The sequence below is a fragment of the Streptomyces acidicola genome (assembly GCF_009377235.1).
GTDB lineage: Bacteria > Actinomycetota > Actinomycetes > Streptomycetales > Streptomycetaceae > Streptomyces > Streptomyces acidicola.
The window spans coordinates 1-13,932 of the sequence record NZ_VMNX01000063.1 but is presented as its reverse complement, the minus strand read 5'-3'; the positions used below and the strand labels follow the sequence as shown (position 1 = coordinate 13,932).

General features: G+C 68.8%; 10 protein-coding genes. 5 read left to right on the top strand and 5 right to left on the bottom strand.

Annotated features, from left to right (window positions below):
• The first annotated feature begins 160 nt into the window (after positions 1-160).
• The 5 genes from FPZ41_RS18460 (at position 161) to FPZ41_RS18440 (ending at position 8,329) form a co-directional block, all read left to right on the top strand.
• Entirely contained in the window at positions 161-1,861 is a 1,701-nt protein-coding gene (locus FPZ41_RS18460) for a thiamine pyrophosphate-binding protein (RefSeq protein WP_152863997.1), read from the top strand.
• Between the two features lie 10 nt (positions 1,862-1,871).
• On the top strand, positions 1,872-3,107 hold the full coding sequence (gene frc, locus FPZ41_RS18455; protein ID WP_152863994.1) for a formyl-CoA transferase: 1,236 nt from the start codon (positions 1,872-1,874) through the stop codon (positions 3,105-3,107).
• A gap of 4 nt (positions 3,108-3,111) precedes the next feature.
• The gene (locus tag FPZ41_RS18450; protein ID WP_152863992.1) at positions 3,112-5,244 is read left to right on the top strand and encodes an acetate--CoA ligase family protein; all 2,133 of its coding nucleotides are present in this window, start codon (positions 3,112-3,114) and stop codon (positions 5,242-5,244) included.
• Positions 5,245-5,512: 268 nt separating this feature from the next.
• Positions 5,513-6,901 carry an OFA family MFS transporter gene (locus FPZ41_RS18445; protein ID WP_152863990.1) on the top strand — a complete coding sequence of 463 codons (1,389 nt, stop codon included), beginning with the start codon at positions 5,513-5,515 and terminating at the stop codon, positions 6,899-6,901.
• A 36-nt stretch (positions 6,902-6,937) separates the two neighbouring features.
• On the top strand, positions 6,938-8,329 hold the full coding sequence (locus FPZ41_RS18440) for an OFA family MFS transporter (RefSeq protein WP_152863988.1): 1,392 nt from the start codon (positions 6,938-6,940) through the stop codon (positions 8,327-8,329).
• Positions 8,330-8,461: 132 nt separating this feature from the next.
• Here the strand turns inward: FPZ41_RS18440 and FPZ41_RS18435 are convergent, their stop codons facing one another.
• From FPZ41_RS18435 to FPZ41_RS18415, 5 genes are all read right to left on the bottom strand, one after another.
• Positions 8,462-9,532 carry a sugar phosphate isomerase/epimerase family protein gene (locus FPZ41_RS18435; RefSeq protein WP_152863986.1) on the bottom strand — a complete coding sequence of 357 codons (1,071 nt, stop codon included), beginning with the start codon at positions 9,530-9,532 and terminating at the stop codon, positions 8,462-8,464.
• Positions 9,533-9,647: 115 nt separating this feature from the next.
• A complete protein-coding gene (locus tag FPZ41_RS18430; RefSeq protein ID WP_322620402.1) occupies positions 9,648-11,042 on the bottom strand; it encodes an alkaline phosphatase family protein in 1,395 nt (464 codons plus the stop codon).
• Complete coding sequence (gene eboE / locus FPZ41_RS18425; protein ID WP_152863984.1) at positions 11,039-12,244, bottom strand: metabolite traffic protein EboE; 1,206 nt, start codon at positions 12,242-12,244, stop codon at positions 11,039-11,041. The genes FPZ41_RS18430 and eboE overlap by 4 nt, the downstream gene beginning before the upstream one ends.
• Before the next feature lie 3 nt (positions 12,245-12,247).
• The gene (locus FPZ41_RS18420) at positions 12,248-13,096 is read right to left on the bottom strand and encodes a TatD family hydrolase (protein WP_152863982.1); all 849 of its coding nucleotides are present in this window, start codon (positions 13,094-13,096) and stop codon (positions 12,248-12,250) included.
• Positions 13,096-13,881, bottom strand: a complete 786-nt coding sequence (locus FPZ41_RS18415) for an EboA domain-containing protein (protein WP_407698793.1) — start codon at positions 13,879-13,881, stop codon at positions 13,096-13,098. Before FPZ41_RS18415 ends, FPZ41_RS18420 begins: the two co-directional genes overlap by 1 nt.
• Positions 13,882-13,932: the final 51 nt, after the last annotated feature.

Here is a 13,932-nt window from a genome sequence, read left to right as displayed (position 1 = left end):
GCCCCCTGGACACCACCCACCGGATGCGGGATAACAAGCTTCATACAGTATTCGTCGACTGTATGCAATCTATCGCGACAGGATCCACGAGCACCATGTGAATGGCGTGTGAGCTGCGCAAACACGCGCCCGATCCCCTACGGAGGGACAGGACTTCGCTATGCCCGACGACAACGGCCAGAACCTCATCTCCGGTGGGCACCTGGTCGCCAAGGCACTCAAAGCGGAGGGTGTGGAGGTCATCTACACCTTGTGCGGCGGCCACATCATCGACATCTACGACGGGTGCGTCGACGAAGGCATAGAGGTCGTCGACGTACGCCACGAGCAGGTCGCCGCCCACGCCGCCGACGGCTACGCCCGTATCACCGGCAAGCCCGGCTGCGCCGTCGTCACCGCGGGCCCCGGCACCACCGACGCCGTGACCGGTGTCGCCAACGCCTTCCGCGCGGAGTCGCCGATGCTGCTGATCGGCGGCCAGGGAGCCCTCACCCAGCACAAGATGGGGTCCCTGCAGGACCTCCCGCACGTCGACATGATGACCCCGATCACCAAGTTCGCGGCGACCGTGCCGGACACGGCGCGCGCGGCGGACATGGTGTCGATGGCCTTCCGCGAGTGCTACCACGGTGCGCCCGGCCCCTCCTTCCTGGAGATCCCGCGCGACGTACTGGACGCCAAGGTGCCCGTGGAGAAGGCGCGTGTGCCGAAGGCCGGTGCCTACCGCGCCTCCACCCGCTCGGCCGGCGACCCCGAGGCCATCGAGAAGCTCGCCGACCTCCTCGTGCACGCCGAGAAGCCCGCCATCCTGCTGGGCAGTCAGGTGTGGACGACCCGCGGCACGGAGGCGGCCATCGACCTCGTACGGACCCTCAACATCCCCGCGTACATGAACGGCGCCGGCCGCGGCACCCTCCCGCCCGGGGACCCGCACCACTTCCAGCTCTCCCGCCGGTACGCCTTCTCGAACGCCGACGTCATCGTCGTCGTCGGCACGCCCTTCGACTTCCGCATGGGCTACGGCAAGCGGCTCTCGCAGGACGCGACCGTCGTACAGATCGACCTCGACTACCGGACCGTCGGCAAGAACCGCGACATCGACCTCGGGATCGTGGGCGACGCCGGGCTGGTCCTGAAGTCGGTGACCGAGGCCGTCTCCGGGCACGCCTTTAATGGATACAGCAACGGGGGCGCGTCGAAGCGCAAGGAGTGGCTCGACGAGCTGCGCGCCGCCGAGCAGACGGCCATCGAGAAGAGGCTGCCCAGCCTCAAGTCGGAGGCCTCACCCATCCACCCGTACCGGCTGGTCAGCGAGATCAACGACTTCCTCACCGAAGACTCCATCTACATCGGCGACGGCGGCGACATCGTCACCTTCTCCGGTCAGGTCGTGCAGCCCAAGTCGCCCGGCCACTGGATGGACCCGGGCCCTCTGGGCACCCTCGGCGTCGGCGTCCCCTTCGTGCTCGCGGCCAAGCAGGCGCGGCCCGACAAGGAAGTGGTCGCCCTCTTCGGTGACGGCGCCTTCTCCCTCACCGGCTGGGACTTCGAGACCCTCGTCCGATACAACCTCCCCTTCGTCGGCATCGTCGGCAACAACTCCTCCATGAACCAGATCCGCTACGGCCAGAAGGCCAAGTACGGCGAGGAACGAGAGCGGGTCGGCAACACCCTCGGTGACGTCCAGTACGACAAGTTCGCGCAGATGCTGGGCGGTTACGGCGAGGAGGTCCGCGACCCCGCCGACATCGGCCCCGCGCTCCGCCGCGCCCGTGAGTCCGGTAAGCCGTCGCTGATCAACGTCTGGGTCGACCCGGACGCGTACGCCCCCGGAACCATGAACCAGACTATGTACAAGTGAGGTGCCCCCGATGACAGGAACCAAGGCCCTCGAAGGCATCCGCGTCCTGGACATGACGCACGTCCAGTCCGGGCCGTCCGCGACCCAGTTGCTCGCGTGGCTCGGCGCGGACGTCGTGAAGCTGGAAGCGCCGACCGGTGACATCACGCGCAAGCAGTTGCGAGATCTCCCGGACGTCGACTCCCTCTACTTCACGATGCTCAACTGCAACAAGCGGAGCATCACCCTCAACACCAAGACCGAGCGCGGCAAGGAACTCCTGACCGAGCTGATCCGGCGTTCCGACGTCATGGTCGAGAACTTCGGACCGGGCGCGGTCGACCGCATGGGGTTCACCTGGGACCGCATCCAGGAGATCAATCCGCGTATCGTCTATGCCTCCATCAAGGGGTTCGGCGAAGGCCCGTACACCAACTTCAAGGCGTACGAGGTCGTCGCGCAGGCCATGGGCGGGTCGATGTCGACCACCGGGTTCGAGGACGGGCCGCCGCTGGCGACGGGTGCCCAGATCGGGGACTCGGGCACGGGCATCCACGCCGTGGCGGGGATTCTCGCGGCGCTGTTCCAGCGGGAGAACACCGGGCGCGGTCAGCGGGTCAACGTGGCCATGCAGCACGCCGTGCTCAACCTCTGCCGGGTGAAGCTGCGCGATCAGCAGCGCCTGGCCCATGGCCCGCTCGCTGAATATCCCAACGAGGACTTCGGCACGGAAGTTCCCCGCTCGGGAAACGCGTCCGGCGGCGGTCAGCCCGGCTGGGCGGTCAAGTGCGCGCCGGGCGGACCGAACGACTACGTCTACGTCATCGTGCAGCCCGTCGGCTGGAAACCGCTCAGCGAGCTCATCGGCCGGCCCGAGCTCGCCGACGACCCCGAGTGGTCGACGCCCGAGACCCGGCTGCCGAAGCTGAACAAGATGTTCCAGCTCATCGAGGAATGGACCAGCACCCTCCCCAAGTGGGAGGTGCTGGAGAAGCTCAACGCCCACAACATCCCGTGCGGGCCGATCCTCTCCACCGAGGAGATCATCGAGGACCCGTCGCTGGCCGCCAACGAGATGGTCGTCAAGGTTCCGCACCCCGAGCGGGGCGAGTTCGTGACCGTGGGCAGTCCGCTGAAGCTCTCCGACTCCCCCGTGGACGTGACCAGTTCGCCGTTGCTCGGCGAGCACAACGAAGAGGTCTTCGTCGGCGAGCTCGGCCTCGGCGACGAGGAGCTGCGCCTGCTCAAGTCGAACGGAGTGATCTGAATTGATGGCCGAAGACCGGGGCTTGCGGGTGCGTACGCTCCTCGACGCCGTACGGGCCGAGGGCCGCAGCGCGCTCACCGCGCCCGAGGGCAAGGTGATCGCCGACGCGTACGGGATCGCCGTTCCGGGTGAGGAACTGGCGAGGGACGTCGACGAGGCGGTGGCGTACGCGGCGCGCTTCGGCGGGCCGGTCGTCATGAAGATCGTCTCGCCCGACATCCTGCACAAGACCGACGCGGGCGGCGTGATCGTCGGGGTGGAGGGTTCCGCCGACGTGCGGGCCGCCTTCCACAAGATCGTCGAGAACGCACGGGCGTACGACCCGCAGGCGCGCATCGAGGGCGTGCAGGTCCAGGAACTGCTCCCCCAGGGGCAGGAGGTCATCGTCGGGGCGGTCACCGATCCGACGTTCGGAAAGGTCGTGGCCTTCGGACTCGGCGGCGTGCTGGTCGAGGTCCTCAAGGACGTGACCTTCCGGCTGGCTCCCGTGTCCGCCGACGAGGCCCTGTCGATGCTGGACTCGATCCGCTCGGCGGAGATCCTGCACGGGGTGCGCGGCAGCGCGGCCGTGGACCGGTGGGCGATCGCCGAACAGATCCGCCGGGTCTCCGAACTCGTCGCGGACTTCCCGGAGATCGCCGAGGTGGACCTCAACCCGGTGATCGCCACTCCGGAGGGCGCGGTCGCTGCGGACATCCGTGTGATCCTCGCGGACTCGGTGCCGACGCCACGGCGCACCTACACGCGCGAGGAGATCCTCACCTCCATGCGTCGCCTGATGCAGCCCTCCTCGGTCGCCGTGATCGGCGCCTCCAACGAGCAGGGCAAGATCGGCAACTCGGTGATGCGCAACCTCATCGACGGCGGCTTCTCCGGGGAGATCCACCCGGTGAACCCCAAGGCCGATGACATTCTGGGCCGCAAGGCGTACAAGAGTGTCACGGATGTTCCCGGTGAGGTGGATGTGGCGGTCTTCGCGATCCCCGCCAAGTTCGTGGCCTCGGCCCTGGAGGAGGTGGGACGCAAGAAGATCCCCAACGCCGTACTGATCCCCTCCGGGTTCGCGGAGACCGGCGAGCACGAGTTGCAGGCCGAGATCGTGGCGATCGCCGAGCGGCACGGCATCCGGCTGCTCGGGCCGAACATCTACGGCTACTACTCGACCTGGCAGGACCTGTGCGCCACGTTCTGCACCCCGTACGACGTCAAGGGCGGTGTCGCGCTGACCTCGCAGTCCGGTGGCATCGGAATGGCCATCCTGGGCTTCGCGCGCACCACGAAGACGGGCGTGTCGGCGATCGTCGGGCTCGGCAACAAGTCCGACCTGGACGAGGACGACCTGCTCACCTGGTTCGGTGAGGACCCGAACACCCAGTGCATCGCCATGCACCTGGAGGACCTCAAAGACGGGCGCGCCTTCGTCGAGGCGGCGCGGGCCACCGTCCCGAAGAAGCCGGTCGTGGTCCTGAAGGCGGGCCGTACGGCGGCCGGAGCGAAGGCGGCGGGCTCGCACACGGGCGCGCTGGCCGGCGACGACGCCGTGTACGACGACATCCTGAAGCAGGCCGGTGTCATCCGGGCGCCCGGGCTGAACGAAATGCTGGAGTACGCGCGCGCGTTGCCGGTGCTTCCGACGCCGCAGGGCGACAACGTCGTGATCATCACGGGCGCCGGCGGCAGCGGCGTCCTGTTGTCCGACGCGGTCACCGACAACGGGCTCTCCCTGATGGAGATCCCGCCGGACCTGGACGAGTCCTTCCGGAAGTTCATCCCGCCCTTCGGGGCCGCGGGCAACCCGGTCGACATCACCGGGGGTGAGCCGCCGTCGACGTACGAGGCGACGATCCGGCTGGGGCTGGAGGACCCGCGCATCCACGCGCTCGTCCTCGGCTACTGGCACACCATCGTGACCCCTCCCATGGTCTTCGCCGAGCTCACCGCGCGCGTGGTGGCCGAATTCCGCGAGCGCGGCATCAGCAAGCCCGTGGTGGCGTCGCTCGCGGGCGACGTGGAGGTCGAGGAGGCCTGCCAGTACCTCTTCGAGCGAGGGGTCGTGGCATACCCGTACACGACCGAGAAGCCAGTGGCCGTGCTCGGCGCGAAGTACCGGTGGGCACGGGCGGCGGGGCTGCTGTGACCGGGGCGCCCGCCGTGAACCGGCCGGGGGTCCGGGGGTTGGCCCCCGGGTCTGACGCAGCCCGGTGGGCACGGGCGGCGGGGCTGCTGTGATCTCCAGGGGCCGCCGGGGGCCGATATCAGGAGTGTCGGGGGGCGGTAGATGAGGTGAGTTAGCGCGGGGGCGGCCGACGGTGCGCGTCGGCCGCCCCCAGGACCCGTGCGCACACGAAAGGCATTGGACAGGGGGCGCTGGCCAGAACTTTCGACGCAAGGGGTGCTTTCGCGATATGACAACCACCGACCTGACGACGTCCGTCCCTTATAGGGAGGTGACGGACCGCAATGGCCGCCTGTACCGCGTCGGTGAGACCGACCGGGACATCATGGGGCGACCGCGCTGGACCATGGTGCTCTTCCCCTGGATGGGGATGCTGGGCATCAGTTCCTCGGAGTACGCGTTCACATCCGCCGAGGACACCCTGCACGAGGCCCACCTCTGGAACAGTGGGCACATATTCTGGCTGATGGGCGTCTGGGTGTTCTTCCAGGCCGCCGTCGCCTTCCCAGCGGGACAGCTGCGCGAGAGCGGCAAGTTGCCCGCACGGTACGCGATGATGCTCGGCGCGTTCGGCACTGTCTGCGGCTATGTCTCGCTGGCGTACGCGCCTCACGTGATCGTCGCGTACATCGGCTTCGGCATGTTCAGCGGCATCGGCGCCGGCCTGGTCTACGCGACCTGCGTGAACATGGTCGGCAAGTGGTATCCGGAGCGCAAGGGCGGCAAGACCGGCATGGTCAACGGCGGCTTCGCCTACGGCTCGGTGCCCTTCGTGTTCCTGTTCACCTCGTACATGGACCTCAGCAACTACCAGGGCGTCCTGGTGATGGTGGGGCTCATCTGCTGCGCCGTCGTGGCCTTCGCGGGATGGTTCTTCAAGGACCCGCCGAAGAACTGGTGGCCGCCGCACGTCGACCCGCTGAAGCAGACCGACGACCCGAAGATCCGGCGGGCCCTGGAGAAGAACCCTCCGGCGGTGAAGCAGTACACCCCGAGGGAGGCAGCCCGCACACCCGTCCTGTGGATGATGTGGTTCTGTCTGCTGTGCACGGCCGGAATCAACATCTTCGGTATCGCCTTCCAGGTGCCGTTCGGCAAGGACATGGGCTTCGCGGGCGGAATCGTGGCCACGGCGATGTCCCTGAAGGCCATCGTCAACGGCACGGGACGCGGTGTGATCGGCTGGATCTCCGACCGCTTCGGTCGGCGCAACACGCTGATCATCGTGTGCGTCGTGCTGGGCACCGCCCAGTTCGGTGTGCTCGTCTCCGGCCAGATGGGCAGTATGCCGTTCTTCCTGTTCTGCTCCATGGTGTCCGGGTTCGGCGGCGGCGCGATCTTCCCGCTGTTCGCGGCCATGACGGCGGACTACTTCGGGGAGAACAACAACGCCTCCAACTACGGCATGGTCTACAGCTCGAAGCTCATCTCCGGTCTCGTGGGCTCCGGCATGGGCGCGGTCGTGGTGAGTGCCTGGGACTACGAGGGCGCGTTCGTGCTGGCCGGCTCCATCGGTCTCGCGTCGGCCGTCCTCGCGCTGTTCCTGAAGTCACCGGACCGGCCGCGTACCCGGGGCATCGCGCCCAACCCGCAGCCTCTGGGTGAGGAGATGGCCTGACATGACCGTTGGTCAGACAGGGCAGGGGGACCGGACATGACGGCCGAGCCCCTCGCCCGAGGTACGACCGACAGTACGCGGTACCGCGAAATCACCGACCTCAGGGGGCGCGTCTACCGAGTTGGAGAATCGGACCGGCAGATCCTCGGGCTGCCGAGGTGGACGATGGTGGCCCTGCCGTGGGCGGCCATGCTCGCCATCAGCGTCTTCGAGTACGCCTTCGGGGCCGCCGATGACACCCTCTCCCGGGCCCACCACTGGTCCTCGACCAACACCTTCTGGGTGCTGAGCGTGTGGATCTTCTTCCAGGCGGGGGTCTCCTTCCCCGCCGGAAAGCTCCGTGAGAAGGGCATCCTCAGCAGCCGTGCCGCCATGGTCACGGGGTCGTTCTGCTCGCTGATCGGTTTTGTGAGCCTGAGTCACGCGCCGAACGTCGGGGCAGCCCTGCTGGGCTTCGGCGTTCTGGGCGGGCTCGGTTCCGGACTGATCTACTCGACCTGCGTCAACATGGTCGGCAAGTGGTATCCGGAGCGCAGGGGCGGCAAGACAGGGCTGGTGAACGGCGCGTTCGCGTATGGGGCCGTGCCATTCATTTTCCTGTTCTCGTATGGCTTCAACACATCCAACTACCGTACGGTGCTCGACCTCGTCGGCTTCTATGTGCTGGCGGTCACCCTGGTGTCGGGACTGTTCTTCAAGGACCCGCCGAAGAACTGGTGGCCGGAGCAGGTGGATCCGCTGAACCGGGCGGGTGACGCCAAGTCGTCCGCCGCACTGGCCAAGAACCCGCCTGCCTCGCGCCAGTACACCCCGGGCGAGGCGCTGCGGACCGGCGTCGTCCCGCTCATGTGGTTCTGCATGCTGTGTTGTGCGGGCGTGTCCATCTTCGGTATCTCCTTTCAGGTTCCGTTCGCCAAGGAGATGGGTTTCGGTCCGCTGGTCGCTGCGTCCTCCATGGGCGTGATGTCCGTCATCAACGGCACGGGCCGGGGCGTCGTCGGCTGGCTGTCCGACCGGCTCGGCCGGCGCACGACGCTCACGTACGTCTGTCTCGTCCTCGCGGTGGCCCAGTTCGGGGTGCTGTGGGCGGGCGAGATCCGCAACGAACCGCTCTTCCTGGGTTTCGCGTTCCTCTCCGGCTTCGGCGGAGGCGCGTTCTACCCCTTGTTCGCCACACTCGTCCCCGACTACTTCGGCGAGAACAACAACGCCTCCAACTACGGCATGGTCTACAGCGCCAAGCTCGTCAGCGGTCTCTTCGGCGGCGGCCTGGGCGCCGTGGTCATCGACGCGTGGGGCTTTGTGGGCGCGTACACGACGGCCGGGGTGGTGTCCCTGGTCGCCGCCGGTCTCTCCCTGCTGCTGCGACAGCCGGGCGGTCCCACGAAGGGAGGGTTGTTCCGGCGGACCGCGGACGCGACCACCTGACACTCCATGCATGAAGCGGCCGTCCAGTGGCCCGATACCACTGGACGGCCGCTTCATGTGTGCCGGGTACACCTGCCGTGCCGGATGACGTCCTGCCGTGCCGGGTGACCTTCTGTTGTGCCGGTGGTGCCGTCAGCAGTTCTCCCTCAGCGAGTGCAGGTGCGCGCTGGAGCGGCGGGCGAAGGTGAACGAATCTGTGGGGTTGTCGTGCTCGGCCTGCCAGTGGTGGGCGAGGCGGTGCCCCTGGAGGCGGGTGACCGCCGAGATGAATCGCTGGTAGTCGATGTCGCCGTCGCCGACGTCGACCATGCGGTAGCCGTAGGGGTTGGACGGGTCGCTCTCGCCGTCCTTGACGTGGAAGAGCGGGTAGCGGTCCGGCTGCTTGAGTACGTAGTCGATGGGCTCGAAAGGCGCGGGTGTGCCGTCGGGCCGCTTGGAGAAGCGGAACTGGGCGACATAGGCCCAGTAGATGTCCATCTCCAGGTGGACCAGGTCGGGGTCGGTCTCGGCGAGCAGCACGTCGTAGAGGCGGACCTTGGGGTCGTCGGTGGCGAAGGAGAACTCCTCGGAGTGGTTGTGCTGGTAGAACTTCATGCCCCGGGCCCTGGCCGCCGCACCGTAGGTGTTGAACTCCTCGGCGGCCCGCTTCCACGCGTCGACGGTCGAGCCGTAGCGGAACGGGCCGGCGGCGGTGCCGATGTGCTTCAGGCCAAGAGCCTGGGCGTCGTCGAGGACCTTGTCCAGATTCTGCGCGAACGTGTAGGCGTTGGGGTCGCTGGAGTAGTAGCCGACGTGGCTGCCGATCGGGTTCAGGCCGTGGTTGCGGGCCAGGCGCTTGAGCTGGGCGAGCGTGATGGGACCCGCGGAGCCCTGCGTGTAGCCGGCGAACTCGACCTCGTCGTAGCCGTACTTCTCCAGTTCGGCGAAGACAGGCGCGAAACCGAGCGTGGAGACCTTGTCGCGCAGGCTGTACAGCTGGATGCCGAGCCGCCCGGGCGGCAGGACGGGACGGCCCCGGCCCGCCGCCTCGGCCGTGGCAGAAGTGGCGGCCGAGGCGGGAGACGCGGCCGTACCCAGGAGAGCGGCGGCCGTGGCGCCCGCGGCCACGCCGAGCATGCCTCTTCGGCTCAGCCGGTGGGAGAGTTCGGGATCGTTGTTCTTGCTGGTGGCAGCCGTGCTGCTGGGGCGGATCAAGCGGCTCATGCCTGGAACTCCTCGGTGTCGTGGGGCGTTGTCAGTGGTGAGTGCTTCACTTGTGATCAGTCGGAAGAGACCGGTCGGGTGGGACCGCGGGCCATGGCGTGCCCGTCGGCGCCGATCAGTCGAGACCGGCGAGGTGGAGCAGCAGTGGTTTCACATCGGTGGCCGCGAGGCGGCCGTCGACAGCGCGGGGGGTGGAGCAGATGATGAGCGGACCGTCGTCGTCGCTCGTGGGAAGGCGGCCGTGGCTGCCGCGAATAGGTGACGGGTCCAGGGGCACGACCGCCATGCGGTAGCGCATGCCGAGTTTCTTGCGGGCGAGTGCCGTGGCCGCCTTGAGTTTTACGTAGGGGTCGAGCGGATCCATGAACAGCTCGACCGGGTCGTAGCCGGGTTTGCGGTGGATCTCGACGAGCTGTGCGAAGTCGGGCGCGCGGGCGTCGTCGAGCCAGTAGTAGTACGTGAACCAGGCGTCCGGCTCCGCGACGGCGACGAGTTCGCCGGAGCGCGGGTGGTCCAGGTGGTGGGTCTTCTTGCCCTCGTCGTCGAGGAGCTGCTCGATGCCGGGCAGGTCGGCGAGTGCTGCCCTGGTCGCCTCCAGGTCCTCGGGGCGGCGTACGTAGACGTGGGCGATCTGGTGGTCGGCGACCGCGAAGGCACGGGAGGCCATCGGGTCGAGGTACTCCATGCCGTCCTGCGTGTGCACTTCGAGGAGGCCGGCGCGGCGCAGTGCGCGGTTGATGTCGACGGGACGGCTCACACGGGTGATGCCGTACTCGGACAGCGCGACGACTGTACGGCCCTCCGCGCGGGCGTCGTCGAGGAGGGGTGCGAGCGCGGTGTCCAGGTCGGTGGCCGCTTTCAGGGAGCGCGGGTCGTCGGGGCCGTAGCGCTGCAGGTCGTAGTCGAGATGAGGAAGGTAGCAGAGAGTCAGATCCGGGTGCCGGGTCCGGATGATGTGGCGGGTCGCGTCGATGATCCAGCGGCTGGAGTCGAGGCCGGCACCGGGGCCCCAGAAGCTGAAGAGCGGGAACGTGCCGAATTTCTCCGTGAGTTCGTCGTGCAAGGCCGGGGGCCGGGTGTAGCAGTCGGGTTCCTTGCGGCCGTCGGAGTAGTAGATCGGACGAGGGGTGACAGTGATGTCGGTATCCGCGCCCATGGCGTACCACCAGCAGATATTGGCGACCGTGTAGCCGGGATGGGCGCGGCGGGCGGCGTCCCACAGCTTGTCCCCGGCGACGAGGCCGTTGTGCTGGCGCCAGAGCAGGACGTCGCCGAGTTCGCGGAAGTACCAGCCGTTGCCGACGATGCCGTGCTCGGCGGGGAACGTGCCGGTCAGGAACGTGGACTGGGCGGCGCAGGTGACGGCGGGCAGGACGGTGCCGAGGTGGGCCCGGGAGCCGGACTGACCGAGGGTCTTGAGGTGGGGCATGTGGTCGAGGAGCCGGGGGGTGAGGCCGACGACGTCCAGGACGAGGAGAGGAGTGGGCCCCGCTTCGGGGTGAGGCTTCACGGCAGCTCCTTGAGGCCGAGGTCGGTCAACAGGTCACGGGCGAGGGCGAGTTCGGCGGCTATGCCCTCGGCGAGCTGAGCGCGGCCGCGAGGGCGCAGCTCGGGTGGAAGGGCCTGCCAGGTGTAGGTCTCCACCTCCAGGTGCCTCGTGAGCGGATGGGCGCCGCCCACGAGGCGGGTCAGGGCGGTGCGGAGTTCGGGGAGGGTGGAGGTGAGGGGCGCGGCGGGAGCCGCGTGCAGCGGGACGTGGAAGTGGGCGCGCCAGGGCGAGGCGTCGGGCAGGGCGTCGCCCGTGAGGGCCTCACCCAGGTCGTCGGTGCCGCGCAGTCCCGCGGAGATGGGGGTCCCTCCCGCTCGAACCGAGTTGAGAGTGGGGGAGGTGCGGGTCTGGTGCAGGAAGCGGGGCTCGTCGAAGGCGGCGAGTGCCTCACGGACCTCGGGGAGATGGGGGTGTTCGGCGTGCAGGGCGGCTGAGAGCTGGGACTTCACGATGGGGACGTGGGCGCGGGTGAGCGCGTCCAACGCGGTGTGCGGATCTTCGAAGGAGGTGGCGAGGTGGCAGGTGTCGACGCAGATACCGATGCGGTCGTGACCGATCGCGGTGAGCGGGCCGATGGCGTCGGCGGTGGTCTCGACCGTGCAGCCTGGTTCGGGTTCCAGGCCGACGCGGATGGAGCGGCCGGTCAGCTCGTGCAGGGCGTCGAGGCGTTCGGCGAGAGTGGTCAGTGCCTCGTGGGCGCGGGCGGCACGGTCGTCGTCATACGCGGTGTGCCAGGCCAGCGGCAGGGTCGAGATGGTGCCCTCGGTGGCGTCGTCGGGGAGAAGCCCTGCGAGGACGCGGGCCAGGGCCGAGGTGTGGTCGAGGCGTTCCGGGTCGGCCCAGTCCGGCTTGTAGACGCGGTACTTGACCTCTTCGGCGCCGAAGCCCTCATAGGGGAAGCCGTTGAGGGTGACGACCTCAAGGCCGCGGCGGTCGAGTTCGGTGCGCAGCCCACGCAGCGCAGACGGGTCGGTGACGAGGGCGTGGGCGGCGTCCTTCGCGAGCCACAGCCCGATGCCGAGGCGGTCACGGCCGAGCCTGCGGCGCACGGGTTCGCAGTGGTCGCGGAGCTGGGCGAGAACGCCGTCGAGGGTCTCGGCCGGGTGGACGTTGGTGCAGTAGGCGAGGTGGACGGTGGAGCCGTCGGGGTGGCGGAAGCGCATCGCTCACTCCCCGCCGCGCAGGACGGAGTTGCCTTCATGGGTGGCGGCCGTGCCCGCGACGTCGAGGTCGAGGCGGCCGCTGAGCCCATAGAAGGCGACGGGATTGCGCCACAGCACGCGGTCGACGTCGTCGTCGCCGAAGCCGCTCGCGAGCATGGCGTCACCGACCCTGCGGGTCTTGAGGGGATCGCTTCGCCCCCAGTCCGCGGCCGAGTTCACGAGCACCTTGTCGGGGCCGTACTCCTTGAGGATCGCGACCATCCGGTCCTCGTCCATCTTGGTGTCGGGATAGACGGAGAAGCCGAGCCAGCAGCCGCTGTCCTTGGCCTCCTTGACGGTGGTCTCGTTGAGGTGGTCGACCAGCACCCGGTCCGCGGCCAGCGAGGACTCGCGGACGACGTCGAGGGTGCGGCGCAGGCCGGCGAGCTTGTCGCGGTGCGGGGTGTGGACGAGGGCCGGCAGTTCGTGGTCGGCGGCGAGCTGGAGCTGGGTCGCGAGGGCGGTGTCCTCGGCGGGGGTCATCGAGTCGTAGCCGATCTCACCGACGGCCACGACGTGGTCCTTGACGAGATAGCGGGGCAGTTCGTCGAGGACCGGCACGCACCGGGGGTCGTTCGCCTCCTTGGGGTTGAGGGCGAGGGTGCAGTGGTGGGCGATGCCGTACTGGGCGGCACGAAAGGGTTCCCAGCCGAGGAGGGAGTCGAAGTAGTCGAGGAAGGTGACGGGCGAGGTGCGGGGCTGACCGAGCCAGAAGGAGGGTTCGACCACGGCGCGGACGCCCGCGGCGTACATGGCCTCGTAGTCGTCGGTGGTCCGTGACGTCATGTGGATGTGGGGGTCGAAGATGCGCATCAGGACTCCTTGCCGGACGGGGTGCCGGGGTGGGGGGACGGCTCCGGAGCGGTGGGCACGTCGGTCGCGGGTCCGGATGCTCGCCCGGACGCGGGCTCTGGCCCGGGCGGGTGCTCACCCCCGGACGCCGGCTCGGTCAGGGCCAGGACTCGGTAGAGGTCCTCGGGTACGGGACGGCCCGCAGCGCTGCGTTCATCGGCGTAGTCGCTGAGCATGCGGGCGAGTTCGGCGTCGGCGCGGGCTCTGTGGGCCAGGTCTGCCACCTCGTCGACGGGGACGCCGGTGAACAGGCACTTCAGGACGCCGTGCCGCCAGTTGTGGGTGTCCAGGTGCCGGGCGGCGTACGGGCCGAGCGCGGCGGCGACCAGGCGGGTGTCGTTGGTGCGCAGGGCGTCCTCCACGATCGTCACGGCGTCCGGGCCGGGCACGAGGTGGGGCAGGGCGTGCAGGACGGCACGGCGTTCGGCGGCGGTGCCCTGGCGGTAGACGCGGGTGAGCGTGTCCGCGTCGGCACGGGCCGCGCGGAGGATGAGGATGCGTACGGCGTCGGCGTGCTCGGGACCGCACCGTCGGCCCGCCTCGGCGAGGCGCAACTCCCAGACGGAGATGGGCCCGTGGAGCCCCGGCCGGGCGGCAGCCTCGTCGAGGGCCCGGTCGAACCAGGCTCGGGCGGCGGTGTCGAGGTGGCTGCTGACGGAGGTGCGCAGCTCGTCGAACGGGGCGAGGGCGAGGGCGAGGGTGCTGCCCGCCGCGGGGGCGCCCGGGATGGAGGGGTGGTCGTTCACGGGGTTCTCCCTTCGGAGGCGGCGGTGGACTCGCCCGGCGGGGGTACGGAG